The organism is Dysgonomonas sp. GY617, from assembly GCF_015233815.1.
Classification (GTDB): domain Bacteria; phylum Bacteroidota; class Bacteroidia; order Bacteroidales; family Dysgonomonadaceae; genus Dysgonomonas_A.
Map to the genome: position 1 here is coordinate 1 of NZ_JADCLR010000014.1, position 23,856 is coordinate 23,856.

Sequence of the window (23,856 nt, forward strand, 5' to 3'; positions counted from 1 at the left end):
TATGTATAACCTTGTCAATGATCGCTTCTTTTTGCTTCTGGTAACAACCATCTCTCGGTTGTAAAGCGAGTGCAAAAGTAGTCCCTTTTATAATACACTCCAAATAATTTATATACTATTTTTGAAAGTTTTTTCGCGTTTTTGCTTAACTGCTATTTAAACAGTGTTTTACAACATGATTTATTTTGAAAGTTTTTTTCAAAACATCGAAAGCTTGACCAACACTACAATCACAGAAGCAAAAAAGGCCGAAACATTATAGCTTTAAACTAGAAGATCGGCATTTTGAAAGCGTTCACTTTTTAATTCCTGAGAACAGACTTCTTTATATATCTTCCCATTTTCGAGTATGCCTATATGAGTACTGAAACTTCTTATATCATCTATACTTCGACTTGACATCAGAATAGTTCCACCTTTCTTCTTGATTTTAAGAAGTAACTTACAGATATCACCCTTTGAATCTTCATCCAAGTCTCTTAATAAATCGTCAAAGACAAGTAGATCCGGATTATGGTATAATGCAATTCCTACACTAAGAAACTTTTGTTGGGTTATGGTTAGCTTTTTCACCTTGGTATTGGTGTATTTTGCCAACCCGATAAACCGTAAGACTTCGGCTATCCGCAAATCTCCATAACCAAAGAGCATATCTATATATAAGAAGTTCTGCTTAACTGTTAGGTAATTTTGATAATACGGAAGATCAATAATAGCACCAACAATACTCTGGAGACTTTCTCTCCGGTTATAAAAGTCTTGCCCTTTAATATATACTGTGGAAGCAGTCGTTTTTAATAAACCTAAGATCAATTTTAGCGCTGTCGTTTTTCCCGATTTAGGTTTTCCTACTAGACTATAAATACTGCCTTCTGCAATGGACAGCACAAAGTCTTTGAGAACGAACTGTTGCTTATAGCAAAAGTCCATCCTTTCAATTTTCAAGATGTTCATTCCCTTATTTTATTAATTTCCCCAATAAATAGAAGGCAAATAAACAAAAAAAACAGCATGAAACCACAACAAAATCCCTCTATTTACAAAGGATGCGGCTTATTGAAGCAAATAAACAAAAATATTACAGTTATTGTAAGATTAAACACTCTACAGTATAGGATAAGTTCCTATTTTAACAAATACCGAACACGACTAACCTTAAAATAGAAATATCCTTACAATACCCTAATACAGAACTCTAAGAAACTATTTTTGGAAGATAAACGTGAAAAAAGATCAATAGAACACATAGAATAGATTTAAAGAAACCTAAATGCAACTTATTTAAAATTAAGATATACTGTTTTTATTATTCCGACCAATACAAGAAAAAAAACAAAGAGATGAGCCTCGCCTAACATTAAGGAATTCCTTTCAGACCTATATACAGCTATACAACCCAAACCACCTTTGGATTTTGAGGTAGAAAAAAATATTAGATTATATATAGATTACCTCTCTATATTTAGCTATCTATCGTTCCAAACTTATTGACTATTTTACATTACGATCTCTATTAATAGAAGAGGAACAAGAACTAATCGTTAATAAAGATTGCACATATCAATTTAAACAACAATATATCTGAATATTGCAAGTTTCACATCTAGGATATTACAACAAATCAGATATAAGTTTGCGATTATAACTTTTTTCTAATTTTATCTTCCTTATTCTCTTTGTAAAAAAATGAGATTAGTTAAAAAACGAGAGGGATAGAAATAAAAAACTGAAACTTTCATTATCTTTTTTAGACAACAGTTAAATGAAAGTTTCAGTATATACAGTGAGCTTACTTAAATTAAGAAACTCATCATTTACGAGCTCGCATTGTGTATTACAGCTTTATTATGACTCACGACTAAGACATAATCATCTGTTTTTTTTAACAGTGATATACAAAAACTGTATATGCATTTTCAGTTCTAATTAGACAATATGAAAACAAAATATCTTACAAGAAAAGTGCTCGGAGCATGTGCGCGAATCGAAAAGTTAAACACTCTCCGATACACTTAACTATCAGATAAACAACACATTATTGATTAGAAGGAGATAACAGCTTCTCTAACGGACAGTTCTATCACGCTTTGCAGTTACAAATGTAAAAACACAGCATCATAGTAATATAAGAGAAGAAAACAACTACAATAAGTCAACAGAAATTATGCTTTATAAAAATCTTATAGAACAAACACATTTAAAATATGATAAAATTTCAACTCTTCCCCCTCTTTATTTCACACAAACTACCTTAGAGAAGCATTAAAGACATTTCCTAAACTACTAAGAAATTAGTCTTGTACACTTTTTCTAGTGATTCTTTCCTTACTCGCCTCATTCTCATTTGCAGAGGGCATTACATCGGAATATATTACGATGCTGCTCCACAATTTTTGAAATGCAAACTTCGAAATTTCAATATTTTTATTGATTACAGGGTCGTAAAAAACGACATTACCCTCAGTCCCTAAGCTCTTCAGCACAACATAACGACCTCCATCGATTCTCAGATGAAGTATTCCTTTACGCTTATCTTTTCTTAGAGTTTCAAAATCAGAGTAATAAGTTTTACAACTCAAATCATAATCTTTTAAAATATTGGATATTGCGAGAATGGAAGAATCTTTTTGCTCAAAATCTAGCTGAACGCCAATCACTTTTCTATTATGCACAACATTGCATAACGAAAGGTATGTTGACACGAGATTCACCATGTAGGTACTACGTACATTCATAACAGAAATGTATTTTAACAATTTATATTCAAACAACCAACTTTATTACAAAGAAACAATAAATTTCCAAGTAATACTATAACCTTTTTGTCATCTTTTCTTATGTTTAGGCAAAAGTGAGCCATATTTTATATATTTAACATAGAAAAAAGTGATTTACGAACATAATCGCACTTTCAGAAAGCCAAAAACGACATATATTAACAAACAGAAATAATAATTAAGCTTTAGGCATGCGTTAATTTTATTGCAAACAATAACTATACATAAAACATGTATCTTATAAATAGCTATATTTGTACACAGTGTTATATAGAAGTTTAATACAGAAGTTTTATGTTAGAAAGAAAACATCCTCTTTATCAATTCAAATACTGTCCCAAATGTGGATCGGACCACTTCGTCGACAACAACTTCAAATCTAAACGTTGTCAGAACTGCGGATTCATCTATTACTTCAACCCCTCATCTGCAACAGTAGCCGTCATCATCAATGAGAAAGATGAAATACTGGTAGCTACGCGAGCTCATGAACCGGCAAAAGGAACCTATGATCTTCCAGGGGGCTTTGTAGACATGCAGGAAACTGCGGAAAAGGCTGTTATCAGAGAAGTAAAAGAGGAGACTGGACTAGATGTATCTTCTGTTCAATATTTATTCTCTCTGCCTAATCTATATATGTATTCTGACTTTGAGGTTGAGACAACCGACCTGTTCTTCTTGTGCAAAGTAGACAGCAATGCTAAATTTGCCGCTAACGATGATGTGGCTGCACTTAAGTTTTTACCGTTATCCGATTTAAATCCCTCTTTATTTGGGCTACGCTCTGTTAAACATGGGATCGAAAAAATACAAATGATGAATTTATGAAGAAAATACTACTTATTACAGGGATAGGAATAGCATCTACCCTACAGTTAACTTATGCCCAAAGGGGAATAAATAACGAATTGCCCGAACGTTTGTTTCTACAAGGCAAAGAGATGTTTTTGGACAATAATTTCGTAGGGGCTCAAAATACTCTTACTGAGTTTAAAAGGCTATCTAAAGATAAGAATGCCGAGTTGGAAGCTGATTACATGATTGCAGCTGCATCTTATTTCACAGGTAAGCCGAATGCGGTCAGTATACTACGTGAATATTTGGACACATACCCTGAATCTTATCATAGAAATGATATTTGCTTCTACATAGGATCGTCTTACTTCAACGAAAAAGACTGGTCTAAAGCTCTATATTGGTTCGAACAGGCTGACGTTGCCTATTTAGCAACAAAAGAGCAAGAAGATTACACCTTCCGCTCTGCCTTTGCCAATCTTCAAGAAGGCAAAAGATCTGTTGCAGCCAACCAATTTGAGCTATTAGCACGTAACAGTAATAAATATTATGAACCTGCAACTTACTACAAAGCATATATCGATTTTCAAGAAGGTAAATATGATGATGCTCTTGCAACATTTGAACGCCTAAAAAATAGCCCCGAATATAAAGAACAATCGTTATTCTTTATAACACAAGGACTGTTCTTGAAAAACAACCTAAATGAAGCAATCAATGCAGGACATAATTATCTGAACACATATCCTAATAATAAAAACTCTGCCGAAATACATCGTATTCTGGGTAATTCTTATTACAGACAGGGCAATATAAATGAATCTATTTCGAATTACGAGCAATATCTGGCATCCGAATCTAAACCATTTGCAGAAGATATGCTACAACTAGGAACTGCATATACACAGATAGGAGATTATCAGAATGCAATAAAAGCTTTACAGTTTGCAGCCTCAACAGAAGACAAGCTTGGACAAACTGCTTATATGCTATTGGGACAAAACTATTTAAAAGTAAATGACAATGCAAATGCTTTAATGGCTTTTGATGCAGCATCGCGTGTACAATTCGACCCTTCCATTAGCGAAGTAGCATTATACAATTACGCAATGTTGGTTCATAAAACATCATTGTCTGTTTTTGACCAATCGATTACAGTATTACAACGTTTCTTAAACGAATACCCTAACTCGAAATATGCAAATGAGATAAACAACCAATTAGCTGCAACTTTACTTTCAACCAAGAACTATCAGGCTGCGCTTGCTGTTATCGACAAAATGCGTAATCCGGGAAGACAAATAATTGAGACTAAGCAGACTATTCTCTTTCAACTTGGAGCACAAGATTTTATCGATGGAAATTACGATCAGGCAATTCAACGTTTCAACGCTTCAATCAATTTAGGTAACTATGACGTTAAGTCTAAAAACGAATCGTACTTCTGGCGTGGCGAGACATATTATCGTGAGAATAATTATCCGGCAGCAATAAAAGATTATCAAACATATCTTTCGGTATGTAATGCTTCGGACGATAACTATACTAATGCACTGTACAATCTTGGTTATACATACTTCAATTTAAAACAATATTCTAATGCTTTAAATTACTTTAAACAATATACATCACAAGAAAGAAACAGGCAGCTATTGACTTATTCTGATGCTTGGAATCGTATTGGAGATACGCACCTGTTTAACCGCAATTTTATTGAAGCAGAAAATGCATACTCTCAAGCTTCCATCAACAATCCTCAAAGTGCAGAATATGCAGATTTCCAAAAAGCATTTGTACTAGGTTTACAACACAACTATAACGGCAAGATTGCTGCATTGGATGTGATGATGAGAAAATATCCAGACTCGCAATACTATGATGATGCAATGTACGAGAAGAGTCGTGCTTTGATCATGCTAAATCGTGAGGCGGATGCAATTCCAATTCTGACTAGAATATTAAACGATTACCCCAATTCGAATGTTGCACCACAAGCAGGCGTACAATTGGGTCAGTCTTATTACAATACCAATAATCCACAAAAAGCAATAGACGCTTATAAACAAGTAGTACAAAATCATAAGAACTCAGAAGAAGCTCGTATTGCCATACAAAGTCTCGAGGGTATTTATCGTGACATCAATGACATTAGTTCATATGCCAGCTTTGCAAACTCTTTAGGAAATGGTATTATAATTACTGCCAGTCGTCAAGACTCTTTGTCTTACCTTGCTGCCGAAAACATATACATGAAAGGTCATGCAGGAGAAGCAGCTAATGCAATGAATAAGTACTTACAAGCTTATCCACAAGGTCAGTTTGCAGGAGATGCACATTATTATATTGGAGCAATAGCCTACAACAAGAAGGATTACGACACTGCACTTCAGGCATTCAACAACACCATCAATTCGGGCAATTCTAAAAATCTGAATAAAGCACTTGCTCTTGTTGGAGAAATACAATTAAGCAAAGGAAACAATCAAGCGGCATACAATGCGTATAAAGAAATGATGCGCACAGCCACCAGTGCCGATGATAAGAGTACAGCTCAGTTGGGCATGCTTAAAGTAGCCAACAGCCTGAATAAAGATGTAGAAGTAATTACTGTTGCAACAGCTTTATTATCTCAAGGAAAAACATCACCCGAAGTAGTAAGTGAAGCACGCCTTTACAGAGCTAAAGCATATCTCAATACAGGAGAAACCAATAAGGCTATGGACGATCTTCAAAAAGCCGCAAGCGATACTCGTAGTATATATGGAGCCGAAGCTCAATATCTTCTAGCTAAAACATACCTAAAAAATGGCAACTATGATAAAGCTGAGCAACAAGTTCTTGCATTGATGAAACAAGGAACACCTCACGCTTACTGGATGGCACAATCTATCATTGTATTGTCGGATACCTATCTTGCAAAAGGAGATAAATTCCAAGCGAAGCAATACCTTGAAAGCTTGAAGGCTAATTATACCGGAAACGAAGCGGATATTGCTACAATGATAAATGATCGTTTAACTCAATTAAATAAATAAGGCGTAGACCTTTGCATTGCTTTATGCGAGTATAAAATACAACTATAAAGCAGTAAAATATTTACTATACTTAAATTAAAAGATAATGAATACATTATATAAAACTTTATTTATTAGCACATTGGGACTAAGCGTTGCATCAGTAAACATTGCAGCTCAAACCGCCGCTAAAGATACAACCCTAAACCGTCAGGTTTCTCTCGAAAGAGAGTACACTCCTACAATACAGGATGCTTCAAAAATCAATACGCTACCAGCTCTTCATGAGCCAACAAAAAAGCAATATGATATAAAATTTGAAAATAGTATTCCTAATACCAGTATCACCTCTCATCCCATCGGAGATACTGGTTCGGGAGATATAAAAACAGACATTCCTTTTAGCAAACACAGAGGATATTTTCTATTCGGAGCTGGGATGTACTCTAACTTAGATGGTGCAGCCGGATATAGAATTGTAGATTCAGAGAACGATCAATTCGATCTTTTTGCGACTCACAATTCTACCGATGGTAAGATTAAATACCTAAACCCGAGTTCTTATCTGGATGAAGCGAAAGCCAAAAACATGGAGAACCTAATAAAAGCTAAGTATAGCCACAAATTTGAATCATTAACATGGCACTTGAATGGCTCATTTTTCAACAATACTTTTAATTACTATGGTAATCCATATGTATTTAGTAATATATTAGGCGAAAATGCTTCTTTTCATGAAGGACTTATGAAGCATAACCAAGGAGTAAATGTTATTGAGGCTGAAACAGGAATTACATCAACTGAACATAGCGATGCAATGTATTATTCTGCAAATGTAAAATACAACAACTTCACATCTAAATATGGCTATGATACAAACTATGATGGTGTATCAGGAAGCATATTCGATGCGATGGTCAATATTGCAGCACCAGTTCAAACAGATCATAAAGCAGGAGTTGAAGGAGGTGTTTTCTTTCAATCGTTTAGCAATATCGACTTTTTGCCTTTGTTAGACACAGATCCGTTTCATAATCTGACTATATTCAAAGCCAGACCATATTATAGTATTGATGGCGGAGACTTCAAACTATCACTCGGGGTCAATATTAATTGGGCTTCAGATATAGAGAACAAATTTGTAGCTGCTCCCTCCATCAAAACATCTTGGAACTTCAACGAGAAGAGTTTATTGTACTTTAATGTAGGTGGTGGTATTAACGACAATAACTTTGTAGAAATAAATCGAGAGAATAGATATATAAATCCTATATCTCGTGTATTTATTTCTCAAACATTATATGATGCTCAGATTGGAGTTAGATCGGGAATCGTAAGCGGTCTTGAATTTGATATCTTCGGAGGATATAAATATACTAAAGACGATCATTTATTTGTACCATACGATGCTGCATCATGGGGTAATGTTTCAGATATGTTGTATGCTAATCTGGGCGAAGGTCATTTCGGTGGAGCATTAAAAACTAAGTTAATCCCTTATACCGATCTTTCGTTGAAAGCAACTACACATTTTTACAACCTCAGCAAATATACTTTAACAGATAATGCACCTGAAAAGAAAGAAGCTTGGGGATTACCATCTTTAACTTTCGACTTTAATGCAGATTTTTCATTCATTGATAATCTTACACTATCAGTTAATTATATATTCGAAGGTGGACGCAAAATGTATGTAAACGAAGCTTCTTCCAAAATGGATAACATTAACGAACTGAATATTAAAGGAACTTATAATATATTAGATTGGTTATCATTCTTTGTAAGAGCAAACAACGTAATGAATCAAAAATACGAAAGACAATACGGTTATACCAATCAAGGCATTAATGCTCTTGGAGGTATAAGCCTAAAATTCTAAGAATAAATCTCATAACAGACCAACGCCCATATCTACGATTGTAGGTATGGGCGTTCTCTATTGACAGAGAATAGGAAAAAAAGGATCAATTCTAAGAAAAAAAAGAGATTTTGGTTATACCCCTATCAAGTCTTTATGCCGTTCTTTGCACTTAAGAACGAGGTTTTTCATACACATACATATAACGAATATCAATTACTAACAGTAAGTCTAAAAAAAGTGCCAGGAAAACACAATCCATAATATCTCAATTTAATATAGGACTCTCCTTCTCCTATAGGCACATTCTTGGAACAAAAAATCTTTCCTTCATTAAGGGAAGATTTTTTTGTTTCTGAGTGTAGCATCAATCATACATTTTATTATCTTTACACTGATTTTGGTGTTATTCTATCACAATCGCAGATAGAGTAATGAAAAGGGAATCCGGTGTAAATCTGGAACAGACCCGCTGCTGTAAGCTTCATTAAGAGTTTCTAAACAATACTCTAGCCACTGTCCGAATAGTAAGCAAAAACAGTAAACAACAAACTTGTTGATAACTGAGACCTGATAAATGCTGACTAAAAAGATGGGAAGGATGTTTAGAAATGAAGTAAGTCAGAAGACCTGCCAAAAAACACGAGCAAGAAACTCTCGGGAAATAGAGTTGATGCGACATATCATTACAACAATGATAGAAACTAAAAAAGACAAAGATGCTTTAGAAAAAAGCTATCAACAAAGACATGATCAGATCTTTCAAATAATCTGACCATAGAGAAAAACTTGTAGAAACATTAAATACAAAGGATGGATAAAATATGCCCTTGCTGTTCAATAAACTTTACCTGTAGAGTAGATAAAATTGAATTGTGTAATTGTTCAAGAATCAACCTAGCAGAGGGTGTCAGACAATACATTAAGACAACTTATGGAAACTGTTTATGCTTTGATTGTCTTAAAGATCTAAATGATCAATTTGTAAAATCACACGAAGAAAAGGCAAAGAATAAAGCAATCAGTAAGTAAACCAAAATAAGTCTTTTATCAATTCTTCTAATACAAGTAAAATGATTAAATTTGAAATTAGATTTTTGTTGAAGGAAATATCAAAACAGGATTATCAAAATAGATTCTAATAACTAAAATTATAAACAAAACCGAATAAACAATGCTAAACGAATTTACAATCAGTCGAGGAAAAGCGATGATTAACTTCTCGCTGAAATATTGTGATAACCGTCAGAAACTTTTGAATAGTTATGGTTTCAAGAAAGTAATCGACTCATTTATTCAAGTATTAAAGAAAGACAATGTCATTATATATGACTATTATATCAAGTACTTTAATAATAACGATGACGAATTTGCTCAATCACTTGTACAAGTATTCAAGTTCCTTACAGTTTGTGACGAGAACGAAATAGTAAGAGTAGACAACAGATATTCGGTTTGCTTTGCTGACAAAGACCTTTTCATTGAACTTATCGAACTATTATATTCATATTGGAGACGCTTAGACCGTATTTCGGTTGTTCGCAACTCAAGCCTTGGAGAAGGTTTGCAAGATGTTAGATTTACTCAGGCAAACTCTCAATTCAACGATCTAATTCTTGCGACTTATCGCCGCATCGAAGAGACCGTTATGGGATTTCAACACAGAGTATATCGCCAGTTAATTGCAGGTGCTAATGCTGGACTTATTCTTAATGACGAAGTATCATGGAATTGCCCAATCGAATACAAGGGACTATCAGCAGTACCATTTATAAGCACTGTGATATTTCAACCTCCATTGATTACATATACTAAAAGAAATACTCGTGACGGAATATTCCACGAACATTCTTCGAACCCCATAGCAAACATTTCTTTGAATGATGACGAATGGTTTGTATTCCCTGCTTGGGTAGGTAATATGCTTACTTTCGTTTATTTCCACAAAGACTTTATCGATCATGGCTTAGGTTTGTCTAATCTATTCGAATTGGCAACACCAAGCAGCTATATTGGTAAAAAGCCCGATATGATCTACGTATTCGGTTATGCTGATGGGCATGAAGAAAAACGTACGTTCTATTATAAAGACAAACAAAATGACATTCTTATTGGATATGCAAACTATTGCGACGATATCGACTATTTTGGCTATATGAAAAAAATGCTCCTAACTCTTCACAATGTGAAACAAATGGAGTTGGGTCGTTTACCAATACATGGAGCGATGGTAAACATTGCACTGAAAAACGGAAAAGAATCAAACATTATCATCATGGGTGATAGTGGTGCAGGAAAATCTGAGAGTTTGGAAGCATTCCGTAACCTGAATGAAAAATATATCAGACACATGCGTATCATTTTCGATGATATGGGTTATTTGAACATAGAAGCTGATGGTTCGGTTAAAGGGTATGGTACTGAAATAGGAGCATTTGTTCGTGTAGATGACTTAGATCCTTCGTATGCTTACCAACAATTAGACCGAGGAATATATACCAATCCCGATAAGGTGAATGCTCGTGTAACTATTCCTGTTTCAACCTACGAAGTTATTTCTAAAGGATATAAAGTAGATTATATGCTTTATGCCAACAATTATACTGAAACCGATCAGAAAATTAAATTCATGGATAACCTTGATCAGGCTATTCAAGTATTTGAGGATGGAGCTAGAAAGGCTAAAGGTACAACAACAGAAGTAGGCTTAGTAAAATCTTATTTTGCAAATCCATTCGGACCTGTTCAAGAAAGAGAGCTTGCCGAGAAGTTGGTACGTCAGTACTTTAGTAAAATGAACGAAAACGGTGTTAAGATCGGAGAGATCCATACATCTCTGGCTATAGAGGGCAGAACAAAAGAAGGACCCCGTTTAGCGGCAGAAGAATTGTTCAGTCTTATAAATGACTAAAGGTTGTGGTTTACTATAAAGTATACTAAGCCTTATTAACAATATCTCCTTTGTATTTTGATTAATTTCTTTCTACAAAGGAGATATATTGAATAAATAACATAAAAACAAGAAACTATGAGTCAATCAAATTCTTTGATGAACGACAACATAGCAATGCTCGGAAAATTACTTGGTGAAACCATCAAGGGAGCATTGGGTGAAGGCACCTATGAACGCGTTGAAACAATTCGCCAATTATCCAAAGCTTCACACAATGGTGATAAGCAAGCACATGATAAGTTGGTAGAAACTCTTCAAAATCTGCCTGATAAAGATTTTTTACCTGTAGCACAAGCATTTAATCAGTTTTTAAACCTTACAAATACTGCAGAGCAATACGATACCATATCGCAACATGCAATGGGAAAAGAAAATCCTGTCAACTTTGCTCGTATTTATGAGACCTTAAAAGGTAAAGGTGCAAATGATGAAGAGATAAGAAAAGCAATTGATGAAATATCAATAGACTTGGTTCTTACTGCTCATCCAACTGAAATAAATCGCCGTTCTTTGATTAACAATCTTAACGAAGTAAGCGATTGTCTTCAGCAATTAGACCACGATGATATTGTAAGCTACAAGCAAGAACATATAATGAGTCGTCTAAAACAACTTATTATTCAGTATTGGTTTACTGCTGAAATAAGAAAAGACAGACCAACGCCTAACGAAGAAGCTAAATGGGGTTATGATGTTATCGAAAGCAGCCTTTGGTCTGCCGTCCCCTCTTTCCTGAAAGAATTCAATAAACAGTTGGAAGCCTCTATCGGATATAAAATTCCAGTTGATGCTCGTCCCATACATTTTACATCCTGGATGGGTGGCGACCGCGATGGTAATCCTAATGTTACAGCAGTAGTCACAAAAGATGTATTACTTCAAAGCCGTAAACGTGCAGCTACCCTATTCTTAAAAGATATAGAAGTACTGGTTAAAGAATTGTCAATGTTTAATTGTACTGTTGAATTCAGAGACTATCTGGGCGATGCCGAAGTACAAGAACCATACAGAGCTTTAATGAAGAAACTACGATCAAAACTCAAGAAAACAATTATCTTTCTTGATGAAACGATCGAAGGAAAGCATACAACAATAACTGATGATATTATTTTCCATAACGAGCAATTATGGGAACCACTCATCAAATGCTACGACTCTCTTATTGCCTGCGGCATGGAAAGTATTGCTGATGACAAACTTTTGGATACACTTCGTCGTATAAAATGTTTTGGAGTTACATTAGTAAAAATAGATATACGTCAAGAAAGTACCAGACATACCGAAGCATTATCCGAATTAACTCTTTACTTAGGTTTGGGAGACTATGCAGCTTGGTCTGAAACAGAGAAGCAAACGTTTTTAATAAAAGAACTTTCTTCAAAAAGACCGCTAATACCCCAACAATGGCAGCCTAGTGCAGAAACTAAAGAAGTAATAGATACATTTAGAGTAATTGCAGAGACTCCTCAAGGGGTAATCCCCGTCTATGTTATCTCAATGGCTCGTACTCCTTCCGATGTTTTGGCTGTACATTTGTTACTTAAAGACACAGGTTGTCCCTACACATTGCCGGTAGCTCCATTATTCGAAACTCTTAATGACCTTAACAATGCCTCTGATGTTATGCAACAATTGCTAAACATTGGCTGGTACAGAGGTATTATCGGAAATAAGCAAATGGTAATGATCGGATATTCCGATTCAGCCAAGGATGCTGGAGCATTAGCAGCAGGATGGGCACAATACAGCGCACAAGAAGCTTTACTTAAAACCTGTAATGATGCCGGAGTAACACTTACTTTGTTTCATGGTAGAGGCGGAACAATCGGTAGAGGGGGAGGTCCTGCTAAAGTAGCCTTATTCTCTCAACCTCCAGGTTCTCTAAAAGGAGGACTTCGCGTTACTGAACAAGGCGAAATGATCCGTTTCAAACTAGGTTTACCTGATTTAGCCATCACAACATTGTCACTGTATATAGATGCAATATTAGAAGCAAATATATTACCTCCACCTGCACCAAAAGAAGAGTGGAGACAAACGATGGATGAACTATCTAATATTTCATGCAAAATATATCAAGACCTTGTTAGAAACAATGATAATTTCATTCCCTATTTCTATCAAGCAACACCCGAAGCTGAATTGGCAAAACTTCCATTAGGTTCACGTCCTGCTAAACGTAAATCGACAGGTGGCGTAGAAAGCCTACGTGCTATACCTTGGATTTTCGGTTGGTCACAAAACAGACTTATGCTTCCTGCATGGTTAGGAGCAGGACAAGCCTTACAACAGATTATTGATGAAGGCAAAATGAATATATTGGAAACAATGTATCAGGATTGGCCTTTCTTTAATACTCGTATAAGTATGCTTGAAATGGTATATGCAAAAGCCGATAGTCGTATTGCAGCCTACTACGATCAGCGATTAGTAGATAAAAACATACAATACTTAGGTACCGAATTACGCGAGCAATTAGCAAAAGATACTAATACGATCTTAAACATTGCTCATGATAAATCTCTGATGGAAAATTTACCTCTTATAGCAAGCAATATTGCTATGAGAAATATTTACACAGTACCGTTGAACCTTCTTCAAGTTGAATTATTGCAACGAGTTAGAAGCAATGAAGTACACCCAGATGAATTAGAGCAGGCGCTCATGGTTACAATTTCAGGAATTGCAGCCGGAATGAGAAATACTGGTTGATCTCATCTATAGTATCATAAAATAAAAAGAGGAATATAATTTAAATTATATTCCTCTTTCTTTATACATATATATACGATATTATCTTTCCATAAGTTTATAACCTACTTTAGATATTGTAACTAATTCTACATAAGGATTCCCTTCAAGATATTTTCTGATCTTATGAGTCAAATTATTTAGAGAATGTTCTTTTTGATATACATCTTGCTCACCCCATAACAACCAGACAATACTTTCTTTGGTAACAACTCCATTTACATTTTCGCAAAGAAGACGTAAAAATGCCGCTTCAGTTTTTGCGACTCTCAGTTCTTGACCATCATATTCAATAACTTGATCAATAGGGCTAAATGAAAAACCAGAGAAGACAAACTTCTTTGACCCCGATTCGCTCACTCTATTTAAAAGATTATTTATTCGAGCCAACAATTCTTTTGTTCCATAAGGTTTCTTTTGATAATCAACATGTCTTAATTTCAATCCACGTTCAATATCTTTAAAGTGTGTTTTGCCTGTGGTAAATATGATAGGCAAAGACGAATTTGATAGTCTGACTCTTTCCGCGACATCAAACCCATTCATTTCTCCAGCTAAATCGACATCCATCAATATAAGATCGATAGGTTGCTCGTCAATTGTCTCCATTACATATTCGCCTTTCTTCACATGTTGTACATCAAATCCTTCAACTTCCAGATTCTCTGATAGCATAAAAGCTAGATTCTCATCGTCTTCTACTAATAGTATATTTGCCATAGACATAAGTTTGTAAAATGTGCTTAAAAAAAATTAATCTGTTTCACAAAGATAGTAAAGTTTAACTTACTCAAATAAATTAATAATTATTTTACGTTCTTTACTAAGGGCAATTTTACAATAAACTCACTACCAACACCTAGTTCGCTCTTAACAGAGACACTTCCTCCATGCTTTTCAGTAATACGTTTTACGTAATTTAAGCCAATTCCATGACCTTTAGCATGAGTCGTTTTTCCAACACGCGAATATTTTTCGAAAACAACATTTAAGTTCTCTTCTGAAATACCCACTCCTGTATCTTTTACCGAAATACAGACATTATTATTTTCATTGTATAATCTAATATGTATATCGATTGAGTCTTTCGAATATTTTATTGCATTACTTATTAAGTTCGAAACCAAATGTTCCATATGATCTTTATCTGCGAAAATCATAGAATCCTTCAATTCATTATCGACATCTATTTCAGGTGCCCCAGGCGTTGTATCAACAGCCTTATCCGCTAAATCGAAAACAACTTTCACAATATCAAATTCGGTAGGATGCAATTCGAAAAGGCCTTCATCATCCTGAGCAAGACTTAAGAACATTTCTGTTCGACTTGTCATATTTAGAATCTCTTCTTCTCCAATCCTCAACATACGAGCTCTTTTTTCCTCATTCAAAATTATCTTTTCATTTCCTAGAGAATTCATTGTCTGACGCAAAACGGCCAAAGGACGTTTAAACTCATGGGATACTTCTGAGAAAAAGTCATTTTTCAAGCTTGCCAATTGTTTCTGTTTCGCTAAAGTTTTCTTTTGTATGTGTAAACTGTATATACAGAATATAGAAAGCAATAATGAAAGAACCAACATCCAAGCCATCTGAGGATAAATCTTCCAGGTTGGATTCACCACAGCTAAACGCAGATATTTAGTTTGCTTTACATTCAGAGGTATTTCTTTAGAATAGACAACATCAGAATAACTATTAGGATTAGTCAAAGTCGTTTCTAAAACTGAATCTGAGTCTAAATCAACAATCTCTGAATAAAATTTCAGATTAATATCATTTTGAGCAAGAATAATTCCCGCTAAGCTATCTATTTTCTGCAAATTGATAGGGTATTTTCTACTAATAAACTCTTCCATTGCTAAATTCAGAACAGAAGTAAGCCCCTTGTCTCTTTTCATTGATTCCATACCTTGACTACCGCCATCAATACGAGTAACTTTAGTGGTATCGACTCCAGGAGGCGGAGTTGTTCCAGCATACTTAACATCTGGAGTCTTATGCCCTCCTTTTAAGCCTAAACGAGCATTTAAGTCCTTATTGTAAACCGATTCTATAACCAAATTCAACTCTCGTTGAAGCAAATCTACATTTGTCTGAAACAAACGATAAACTAGCAAGGCTTGTAATACAAATATTATTCCAACTGCGAGTATGGAGAACCGCGTCATATAAGTATACTTCATGTAGTAAAGATATTAAATCATTTTATTATTTCAGAGAAATACAAAGAACCAAATATAAGACAAAAATAGATAAAACAGCACTATTTTAGAAATACAAAAAAGAAAGAAAAAAAAGAAAAACAGAGATAAAGATTTAACCTACAGAAGCAACTATTCGAGAAAAATATGACTATTTTATTATATAAACATCTGAATTACAGAAGTATCTTTACTTCTAGGAAAGTATAATAAAAACATCATTAAAAAATAAGTCATGAAAAAAAAATCAATTAAGAATTTTAAAAAATTAGAAAATAAAGATTTAAAAAAGATTAAAGGAGGAGAAATCCATTATGTATGGGTTGGAGATGAATGGATGGCTGTTGATTATCCATCATAATAATAAAAAAAGCTAGTCATATGACTAGCTTTTTTTATTTACTATTATTTTAGATGCACCTCAACCTTTTGAGTAGGGTCACCCTCTTTATTTCTCTTGTCTACGGAAGCTACAAAGTGCTGTGCTAAAAGAGCAAAAGCTTCGCCAGTCACCGAATTTTCATTCAAAGCTACCGGACTACCACTATCTCCTCCTTCACATATACTTTGTACAATAGGTATCTGACCTAATAGAGGAACATTCATTTCCTCAGCCAAATTCTTTGCTCCATCTTTTCCAAAGATATAGTATTTATTCTCGGGAAGTTCAGCAGGTGTAAACCATGCCATATTTTCGACTAATCCTAAAATCGGTACATTTACTTTTTCATTGGTAAACATATCAATACCCTTACGTGCATCAGCCAAAGCAACCTCCTGAGGAGTACTTACAACTACAGCTCCTGTTATTGGTAAGGTTTGAACCAAAGTCAAATGTATATCGCTTGTTCCTGGTGGAAAGTCAATCAAGAAATAATCGAGCTCACCCCAATTACCATCAGTTATCAATTGTTTTAAAGCATTACCTGCCATAGCTCCGCGCCAAACAATAGCACTCTCTTTCTTCACAAAGAAACCTATTGACAACATTTTCACACCATATTTATCAACGGGAATTATCATTTCCTTATTCCCTACAAGCTCCAAGAATGGTTGAACATCTTCCACATCAAACATTTTCGGCATAGAAGGTCCAAAAATATCCGCATCAAGCACACCTACTTTATAACCTTGTTTTGCTAATGCAACTGCCAGATTAGCTGTTACAGTACTCTTACCAACACCACCTTTTCCTGATGATATAGCTATGATGTTTTTAACTTCAGGCAATAGCTTAGGAGCAGCGGGAGGAGGAGCAACTTCGTTTGTTTTAACTTCAATATTTCCCTTTATATCAATATCGGGACTTATATATGTAAGTATGGCCGTTTCGCAGGCTTTAACTACAGATTTAATAAAAGGATCGTTAGGCTTTTCGAAAAGCATAGAGAAACTAACTTTATTACCTTCGATATGAATATCATCAGATACAAGTCCCATTTCTACGACATCCTTACCTGTTCCGGGATAACGCACATTACGTAGCGCATCAAGAACTAATTTCGGATATATTTTTATACTCATTATATATTATTTTAGTTGGATTCTTATTTATATTCGTTTTGTTAGAATTTGAGAGTTACTTCTTCCATAACTCCGATAACTATCTTGCTCTATTTCAACTTCAGGTTCTACCCAATCCTCTTTAGGAAAATACTCGAATTTAAGGTATTTTATATTCAGACCTCGTGCAATCCACTGTTGTTCATAAAATGTTTTGATACTTAAGATATCATCTACTAAATCCGAATGATATAAATCATCTGTCTTAAATAGCACCTTAAGATTATTCAAATCTACCATTTCTGAAGTATAAGTAAACATAAAATTACTATCCGATTTCAAATGAACTACTCCATTGGGCTTAAGAAACTGTGCATATAGTTTCATAAAACGTGTTGAAGTCATTCGTCTATTTACTTTATTCATCTGAGGATCTGGAAAAGTAATCCATATTTCTGAGACTTCTCCCTCATCAAAGAAATTACTTAGCAGTTCGATATGAGTTCGTAAAAAAGCTACATTCTCCAATTTCTCTTCAAAAGACTGCTTAGCCCCCGACCACATACGAGCTCCTTTGATATCGACACCTATGAAATTATTCTCTGGATATAGTTTTGCCAATCCCACAGAATATTCACCTTTTCCGCATCCCAATTCGAGGATTATGGGATTATTGTTTTTAAAAAACATCTCATTCCACTTTCCTTTCATTTCAAATCCTTTTTCCTTTAATACAGCAAAAGGATATTGAAACACATGTGGATATTCATTCATATTAGCAAACTTTGCTAATTTATTCTTTCCCATATTTCGACTCTCTTAGAACTATAATATTTTATGATACTTAATAATAGGTATACACCTCAAATTAAAAGACAAAGATACATTAAAAAGAGTGTACTGTAAATATCTTGATTAGACTTATAACAAGAAAGCTAAATCACTTTCTTAAACTTCTTTCGTTATATATTTGTTTAAATAAGGGTACAAGTGTCATAATCTTTTAAGGACTTATACCTTTTTTATAACTTTGGTAAGTATGACAGTTATAGCCAGCCAACGCTAAAGTGTAGAGCTAAATACTTTTATTTAATTAATAAAATAACAAATATGGAATACGAAATAAAGCATAATTTAGAAGAAGAAAGATTTGAAGCTTTGTCAAATCAGGAAATAGTAGGAGTAATAAATTACTATAAAGAAGATAATGTATTGGTGGTTACTCATACGGGTGTAGAATCAGAATACGAAGGGCAAGGGATTGCTGGTGCATTGACAAAATATTTATTGACTTATATAACCAAGAATAATTTAAAAGTCACACCGCTCTGTTCTTATACCAAAACCTATATTGATCGCCACCCCGAATATCAAAACTTAATTAAACAGGAATATGAATAAGAGAAAAGGTTGACTTCGAACGAAGTCAACCTTTTCTCTTATATCAGATCTTCGAACTTGTTTACTTATAAGCAAATTTATCCCAAGTATAAACTTGTGGTGCTTCTTTAAGAAAAGGCTCTAGTTTCTTGTAATCATCCTTCGACAAATAATTCTTTATATCGTAAGTTGCCACAATATTTTTATCAGAAGAAGAAAAATTCAACTTTACAGGAGTCATATCCAATGATGCATAAGCATTCAGAAAATCGTCCGATGTACGATCTATATCACCTTTTAAGAAAACATCTTTATTTATTTGAGGAAACAGATCGGGCTGCCCTAAAGGATTCCAATCGGTTGTATAAAAATCAATTCTACTATCACAAGCTGGTCCACAAACCGTTGTTATCACGCCAATAATCTGCGAGTTATTTACCAATGACAAGAGTTTAACCTCCAAGGTACCAACTTTAGATGTTTGCAGTGCAATATAATCATCCGTAAAACCGAGACGTTTTATTGTATCACCCACTGCGTTTACAACAACAGCCTGAGCCGTATCTTTTTCAGGTGCAATAAGTTGCTTACGTTGCTCTAAAGTTACACCAATCAACATATCGTCGGGCATTGCAATAACCAAAGGAGCTATATTCTGTGCCTGAGCGACTAAACCTATAAGCAATAAAGAAAACGTATATACTATTTTTTTCATATGTTGTGTATCTTCTAAGATCTCAAAACCATTTGTTGCTCCAATTAAAGCAAAAAATCCTTAAGCCTTAAATCCTTTCTATCAATTATTTTGTACCCAAATATAGGAAAAACATTCCTATAATTATTAAGATCAAATCTATCGCCTTTCCTTTTAAGTTTTTTTCATGGAAGAAAAATACTCCACCAATAAAAGAAACTACTACAGAACTACGTCTCACCATAGATACAATAGAAATCATTGCATCTGGATCGGTCAATGCATAGAAATAAACAAAGTCTGCAATAGTCAAGAAAAGTGAAACAAGAAGAATACTCCATTTCCAACTAAAAGCAGTCGAGTTTTTTCGTTTCGGATACCATAATATAACCAGTATCACAAACATCATGATACATTGATAGAGGTTATACCAGAACTGAACCGACGTAGAGCTTATTCGCTGCATCAGGTATTTATCATACAATCCGCTTGCGGCACCTAAAATAGCAGCAATGAATATGAAAAATATCCACTTATTCTGGCGAAAATTAATTCCCTCTTTCTTTCCTGTAGCCGACAATAAAAAGAACGAAACAATAGTCAGTATAACACCTATCCACTGATAAAAGTTGAGACGTTCTCCAAATATAAGTAATGCACCCACTAAAGTCATCACCGGACGAGTTGCATTAATAGGACCTGTTATGGTTAATGGCAGATGCTTAACAGCAAAATAGCCAAATATCCAAGACGATAATACAATTATAGATTTGAGTATAATATAAACATGCGCCTCGAAATTGACTGTTGGAACATAAAAAATAGTATTCTCTATTGTTGCAGGAGCAACGCGGGACAATAAGAATAAAGGCAACAGAAATAAAGTACAAAAAAATGTATTCAGAAATAACACAGGAATCACCGCATTATTATGAACCGACATTTTTTTATTTATATCATAACACCCTAAAAAGAAAGCCGACAGAAACGCTAAACCTAACCACATAATTTATTTGTTCATTTAAGGCCTCAGCCCTTTTTATTATTCAAGTAAAGGTAAACCGATACGTTCGCCTTTATAGATAGACAAACAAAGATCTACCCTTACAACTAAAACAACTTCTCATGATTATATCAATTCGACGACTTCTTTAAGGTCATATGTAAGCATATATACCCAAGCACTCCTGCTAAAAGAGAACTTGTAAGAATAACTATCTTAGATGTATTTATTATTTGCTGATCGTCAAATGCTAAAAGTGTAATAAAAATAGACATCGTAAATCCTATTCCTCCGAGCAATCCTGCTCCAATCATATTATACCAATTGACTCCTTCGGGCAGTTTCGATAATTTTGCAACAATAACAATCAGAGATGCCAATGTTATACCGATTGGTTTCCCCAAAAGCAATCCACTAAGAATACCTAATGATATAGGCTCAGCAAAAAGAGTATGCCAATCTGAGGATATTGTTACAGCTGTATTTGCCAACGCAAATATAGGAAGTATAAGAAAAGTAACTGGAAAATGTAGCTTATGCATCACATAAAAAGCAGGAGAACGTCCATCCTTTCTATCGGCAGAAGGAATAACTAAAGCAAGTAGCACACCAGCAATAGTAGCGTGAACACCTGACATTAGCATAAAATACCACATGGCTGCACCTCCAATAAAATAGGGTATAAGCGAATATACTTTGAACTTATTCAATACAGCTAGGAAAGCGAAGATTCCCAATGCAATAGATAAATCGAGAAGCATAAGGTCTTTGGTATAAAAAATAGCAATAACCATAATAGCACCCAGATCATCTACCACAGCTAGAGCCATTAAAAATACTTTTAACGATGTTGGTACTCTTTTCCCTAGCAATGAAAGCACTCCCAATGCAAACGCAATATCGGTAGCCATAGGTATACCTACACCCGATTGAGAGGGTAAACCTAGATTAAACAATAGAAAAAAAGCAACAGGAACTATCATTCCTCCCAAAGCCGCAGCGACAGGCAATATTGCATTTCGCGGACGTGAAAATTCTCCAACAGCAACTTCTCTTTTCAGTTCGAGTCCGATCATTAAAAAGAAAATTGCCATTAATCCATCATTAATCCACAGCTCGAGACTTAGCCCTGCAAATGCGATATGCCAAAAATGAAGATATTGGTCCTTAAAAGCAGAGTTGGCGATTATCAATGATACTATTGTACATATTATTAATATGACTCCACCAGATTTCTCATCTTTAAGTATATTCTTCAGTTGTTTATACATTTTATTCATTCAATTAAAGTTCTTTTGATTCTTATGATATAGTATAAGGTCTTTATACATTAATATCTACCTCTCAAACTTTTCATTTTTAATTTCTTCGTTTAACCAAAAATCTCATCGGGATATTCAACCTCTTCCAGAAACAATGCATTTCCCGGTACCGAGCATCCTGCAACACTTCTATCTTTAGCTTCTATAATCCGTCGCATTCCTGCCTCATCCAATTTTCCCCGTCCGGCTTCCAATAGTGTACCAACAATTGCACGAACCATATTTCTCAAAAAACGGTTTGCTTTGATTGTAAATATGTAATCTTCTCCCTCTTTTTCCCATCGGGCATACATTATTGTGCAATCGTTTGTTTTGACATCGGTATGCAACTTGCTAAAACTCGTAAAGTCTACATAGTCAAATAAAATATCACTACACCTATTCATTATATCCAAATCTATATTCCCATGTACCTTATATTTATACGGATACATAAACGGGTCTTTTTGTGTAGTTATATAATACTTATATAAACGCGATGTAGCATCAAAACGAGCATGAGCATCGTCTTTCACCCTAACGGTTTTATATATTGCAATATCTTTAGGTAAGATTCTGTTTAATTTCTCTGTCAGCATGACAGTATCTTCAACATCAGCATCAAAATGAGCTATCATCTGACGGGCATGTACTCCTGCATCTGTGCGACCGGCACCCAGAATAGGTGTTGGTACACGTAACAATATAGCTAATGCCTTTTCGATCTCTTCTTGTATCGAAACTCCATTTCGTTGAACCTGCCATCCGCAATAGTTACCACCATTGTAGCCTAAGTACATGAAGTATCTATTCATCTTCTAAATTTTCTTATCTGACTGTTATATGAAAGCAAGCCTGTTTTTTCTCATGCACAACATAGCATTGATCTCTCTGTCTCAGGTCATGCAAAACTTCTCCCAGAACAAGCTTCAATCGATCGGTAGTAACGTCGTTCGTTCCCGAAGGTCCTCTCTTTTCGAACCTTTTCCATGAAATATCAAAAGTTGTGCCATAGCAGTGTGCCGAATTATGACTCGCATTACCATTTCTCTTGGTTAAAGAAGCCACATCATCGAGACTACGAGTAACACTTGTCACTACTAATTTATAAACGGGAAGTTTTTTACTAATAAGCGAATCTCTAAAATTGGAACTGATTTGTACTAATAACTTAGATGCATCGTTCACCAAGTATGGGACAGAATGTGACAATTTAGCTATTTTATATAAATCCAACTCCATGGGTAAATGTACCATCTCGTTCAGCACCCGAGAGGTATCGCCTCTCACTCCCATAGGAAGAATACCTTTTCGTTGAGCTGCCTCCAAATGCAATTCGGGCATATCATTAAACGACTTATACGCTCCCCTAAATCGGGTATATTTTTTGACATCGACATTATCGACAGATGTAGACTCTTCTTTTTTGCCTTTGCAAGCTCCAAACAGAAAGAAAAAAACGGATAAGAAAAATAAAACACGAAAGTTCATCAATATATTTTAATCAGGTCACAGACCCATTAGTAATTTTAGAGAGTATAAGTACAACAAACTATTATAATTTAAGAATGCAGTGTAAATACAAACTCCCATTTTAATTGCTCTTATATATAGGTAAAATCC

The 23,856-nt window shown here is 34.7% G+C and carries 19 protein-coding genes and 1 riboswitch; of the genes, 8 read left to right on the forward strand and 11 right to left on the reverse strand.

Annotation, left to right across the window (positions count from 1 at the left end; genetic code table 11):
- Positions 1-264: 264 nt before the first annotated feature.
- Positions 265-954 (reverse strand): ATP-binding cassette domain-containing protein, encoded by a 690-nt coding sequence (locus IR022_RS08735; RefSeq protein WP_050708807.1) that lies wholly within the window; start codon positions 952-954, stop codon positions 265-267.
- Positions 955-2,291: 1,337 nt separating this feature from the next.
- A complete protein-coding gene (locus IR022_RS08740; RefSeq protein WP_082204240.1) occupies positions 2,292-2,735 on the reverse strand; it encodes a cysteine peptidase family C39 domain-containing protein in 444 nt (147 codons plus the stop codon).
- Between the two features lie 336 nt (positions 2,736-3,071).
- On the opposite strand from IR022_RS08740, the gene IR022_RS08745 reads away from it, so the two are divergent.
- The 6 genes from IR022_RS08745 (at position 3,072) to ppc (ending at position 14,109) form a co-directional block, all read left to right on the forward strand.
- On the forward strand, positions 3,072-3,605 hold the full coding sequence (locus IR022_RS08745; protein ID WP_194203445.1) for an NUDIX domain-containing protein: 534 nt from the start codon (positions 3,072-3,074) through the stop codon (positions 3,603-3,605).
- The gene (locus IR022_RS08750) at positions 3,602-6,607 is read left to right on the forward strand and encodes a tetratricopeptide repeat protein (RefSeq protein WP_194203446.1); all 3,006 of its coding nucleotides are present in this window, start codon (positions 3,602-3,604) and stop codon (positions 6,605-6,607) included. Before IR022_RS08745 ends, IR022_RS08750 begins: the two co-directional genes overlap by 4 nt.
- Before the next feature lie 85 nt (positions 6,608-6,692).
- A complete protein-coding gene (locus IR022_RS08755) occupies positions 6,693-8,465 on the forward strand; it encodes a hypothetical protein (RefSeq protein WP_194203447.1) in 1,773 nt (590 codons plus the stop codon).
- A 363-nt stretch (positions 8,466-8,828) separates the two neighbouring features.
- Positions 8,829-9,097, forward strand: a riboswitch (cobalamin riboswitch).
- Positions 9,098-9,257: 160 nt separating this feature from the next.
- Positions 9,258-9,476: a cysteine-rich CWC family protein gene (locus IR022_RS08760; RefSeq protein ID WP_194203448.1), complete on the forward strand. Its 219-nt coding sequence runs from the start codon at positions 9,258-9,260 to the stop codon at positions 9,474-9,476.
- Positions 9,477-9,618: 142 nt separating this feature from the next.
- The gene (locus IR022_RS08765) at positions 9,619-11,355 is read left to right on the forward strand and encodes a phosphoenolpyruvate carboxykinase (protein WP_194203449.1); all 1,737 of its coding nucleotides are present in this window, start codon (positions 9,619-9,621) and stop codon (positions 11,353-11,355) included.
- A gap of 117 nt (positions 11,356-11,472) precedes the next feature.
- Positions 11,473-14,109 carry a phosphoenolpyruvate carboxylase gene (ppc, locus tag IR022_RS08770; protein ID WP_194203450.1) on the forward strand — a complete coding sequence of 879 codons (2,637 nt, stop codon included), beginning with the start codon at positions 11,473-11,475 and terminating at the stop codon, positions 14,107-14,109.
- An 81-nt stretch (positions 14,110-14,190) separates the two neighbouring features.
- Here the strand turns inward: ppc and IR022_RS08775 are convergent, their stop codons facing one another.
- Both IR022_RS08775 and IR022_RS08780 read right to left on the reverse strand, forming a co-directional pair.
- The gene (locus IR022_RS08775; RefSeq protein ID WP_185099992.1) at positions 14,191-14,868 is read right to left on the reverse strand and encodes a response regulator transcription factor; all 678 of its coding nucleotides are present in this window, start codon (positions 14,866-14,868) and stop codon (positions 14,191-14,193) included.
- An 86-nt stretch (positions 14,869-14,954) separates the two neighbouring features.
- Positions 14,955-16,334 (reverse strand): sensor histidine kinase, encoded by a 1,380-nt coding sequence (locus IR022_RS08780; RefSeq protein ID WP_194203451.1) that lies wholly within the window; start codon positions 16,332-16,334, stop codon positions 14,955-14,957.
- 253 nt (positions 16,335-16,587) lie between these two features.
- Between IR022_RS08780 and IR022_RS08785 the strand changes: the two genes are divergently transcribed.
- Positions 16,588-16,713 (forward strand): ComC/BlpC family leader-containing pheromone/bacteriocin, encoded by a 126-nt coding sequence (locus IR022_RS08785; protein ID WP_194203452.1) that lies wholly within the window; start codon positions 16,588-16,590, stop codon positions 16,711-16,713.
- Between the two features lie 44 nt (positions 16,714-16,757).
- Here IR022_RS08785 and IR022_RS08790 read toward each other — a convergent pair whose 3' ends face one another.
- On the reverse strand, positions 16,758-17,870 hold the full coding sequence (locus IR022_RS08790) for an Mrp/NBP35 family ATP-binding protein (protein WP_194203567.1): 1,113 nt from the start codon (positions 17,868-17,870) through the stop codon (positions 16,758-16,760).
- Between the two features lie 33 nt (positions 17,871-17,903).
- Positions 17,904-18,662 (reverse strand): tRNA (guanosine(46)-N7)-methyltransferase TrmB, encoded by a 759-nt coding sequence (trmB, locus tag IR022_RS08795; RefSeq protein ID WP_194203453.1) that lies wholly within the window; start codon positions 18,660-18,662, stop codon positions 17,904-17,906.
- 303 nt (positions 18,663-18,965) lie between these two features.
- Between trmB and IR022_RS08800 the strand changes: the two genes are divergently transcribed.
- Complete coding sequence (locus tag IR022_RS08800) at positions 18,966-19,256, forward strand: GNAT family N-acetyltransferase (protein ID WP_194203454.1); 291 nt, start codon at positions 18,966-18,968, stop codon at positions 19,254-19,256.
- A 61-nt stretch (positions 19,257-19,317) separates the two neighbouring features.
- On the opposite strand, the gene IR022_RS08805 is transcribed toward IR022_RS08800, so the two are convergent.
- The 5 genes from IR022_RS08805 to IR022_RS08825 all read right to left on the reverse strand — a co-directional run bounded on the left by IR022_RS08805 (position 19,318) and on the right by IR022_RS08825 (position 23,724).
- The gene (locus IR022_RS08805; protein WP_194203455.1) at positions 19,318-19,950 is read right to left on the reverse strand and encodes a DUF3256 family protein; all 633 of its coding nucleotides are present in this window, start codon (positions 19,948-19,950) and stop codon (positions 19,318-19,320) included.
- An 85-nt stretch (positions 19,951-20,035) separates the two neighbouring features.
- Entirely contained in the window at positions 20,036-20,935 is a 900-nt protein-coding gene (locus IR022_RS08810; RefSeq protein ID WP_050709739.1) for an EamA family transporter, read from the reverse strand.
- A 128-nt stretch (positions 20,936-21,063) separates the two neighbouring features.
- Positions 21,064-22,212: a Na+/H+ antiporter NhaA gene (gene nhaA / locus IR022_RS08815; RefSeq protein ID WP_194203456.1), complete on the reverse strand. Its 1,149-nt coding sequence runs from the start codon at positions 22,210-22,212 to the stop codon at positions 21,064-21,066.
- A gap of 92 nt (positions 22,213-22,304) precedes the next feature.
- Positions 22,305-23,048: a tRNA pseudouridine(38-40) synthase TruA gene (gene truA / locus IR022_RS08820; protein ID WP_194203457.1), complete on the reverse strand. Its 744-nt coding sequence runs from the start codon at positions 23,046-23,048 to the stop codon at positions 22,305-22,307.
- Between the two features lie 13 nt (positions 23,049-23,061).
- Positions 23,062-23,724, reverse strand: coding sequence for a DUF5715 family protein (locus IR022_RS08825; protein WP_050709736.1), 663 nt, complete (start codon positions 23,722-23,724; stop codon positions 23,062-23,064).
- Positions 23,725-23,856: the final 132 nt, after the last annotated feature.

Coding starts and splice junctions, on each gene's coding strand:
- IR022_RS08745 (WP_194203445.1), top strand. CDS start 3,072: ATGTTAGAAAGAAAACATCCTCTTTATCAATTCAAATACTGTCCCAAA.
- IR022_RS08825 (WP_050709736.1), bottom strand. CDS start 23,724: ATGAACTTTCGTGTTTTATTTTTCTTATCCGTTTTTTTCTTTCTGTTT.
- IR022_RS08800 (WP_194203454.1), top strand. CDS start 18,966: ATGGAATACGAAATAAAGCATAATTTAGAAGAAGAAAGATTTGAAGCT.
- IR022_RS08780 (WP_194203451.1), bottom strand. CDS start 16,334: ATGAAGTATACTTATATGACGCGGTTCTCCATACTCGCAGTTGGAATA.
- IR022_RS08765 (WP_194203449.1), top strand. CDS start 9,619: ATGCTAAACGAATTTACAATCAGTCGAGGAAAAGCGATGATTAACTTC.
- ppc (WP_194203450.1), top strand. CDS start 11,473: ATGAGTCAATCAAATTCTTTGATGAACGACAACATAGCAATGCTCGGA.
- trmB (WP_194203453.1), bottom strand. CDS start 18,662: ATGGGAAAGAATAAATTAGCAAAGTTTGCTAATATGAATGAATATCCA.
- nhaA (WP_194203456.1), bottom strand. CDS start 22,212: ATGAATAAAATGTATAAACAACTGAAGAATATACTTAAAGATGAGAAA.
- IR022_RS08775 (WP_185099992.1), bottom strand. CDS start 14,868: ATGGCAAATATACTATTAGTAGAAGACGATGAGAATCTAGCTTTTATG.
- IR022_RS08810 (WP_050709739.1), bottom strand. CDS start 20,935: ATGTGGTTAGGTTTAGCGTTTCTGTCGGCTTTCTTTTTAGGGTGTTAT.
- IR022_RS08755 (WP_194203447.1), top strand. CDS start 6,693: ATGAATACATTATATAAAACTTTATTTATTAGCACATTGGGACTAAGC.
- IR022_RS08785 (WP_194203452.1), top strand. CDS start 16,588: ATGAAAAAAAAATCAATTAAGAATTTTAAAAAATTAGAAAATAAAGAT.
- IR022_RS08750 (WP_194203446.1), top strand. CDS start 3,602: ATGAAGAAAATACTACTTATTACAGGGATAGGAATAGCATCTACCCTA.
- IR022_RS08805 (WP_194203455.1), bottom strand. CDS start 19,950: ATGAAAAAAATAGTATATACGTTTTCTTTATTGCTTATAGGTTTAGTC.
- IR022_RS08735 (WP_050708807.1), bottom strand. CDS start 954: ATGAACATCTTGAAAATTGAAAGGATGGACTTTTGCTATAAGCAACAG.
- truA (WP_194203457.1), bottom strand. CDS start 23,048: ATGAATAGATACTTCATGTACTTAGGCTACAATGGTGGTAACTATTGC.
- IR022_RS08740 (WP_082204240.1), bottom strand. CDS start 2,735: ATGAATGTACGTAGTACCTACATGGTGAATCTCGTGTCAACATACCTT.
- IR022_RS08760 (WP_194203448.1), top strand. CDS start 9,258: ATGGATAAAATATGCCCTTGCTGTTCAATAAACTTTACCTGTAGAGTA.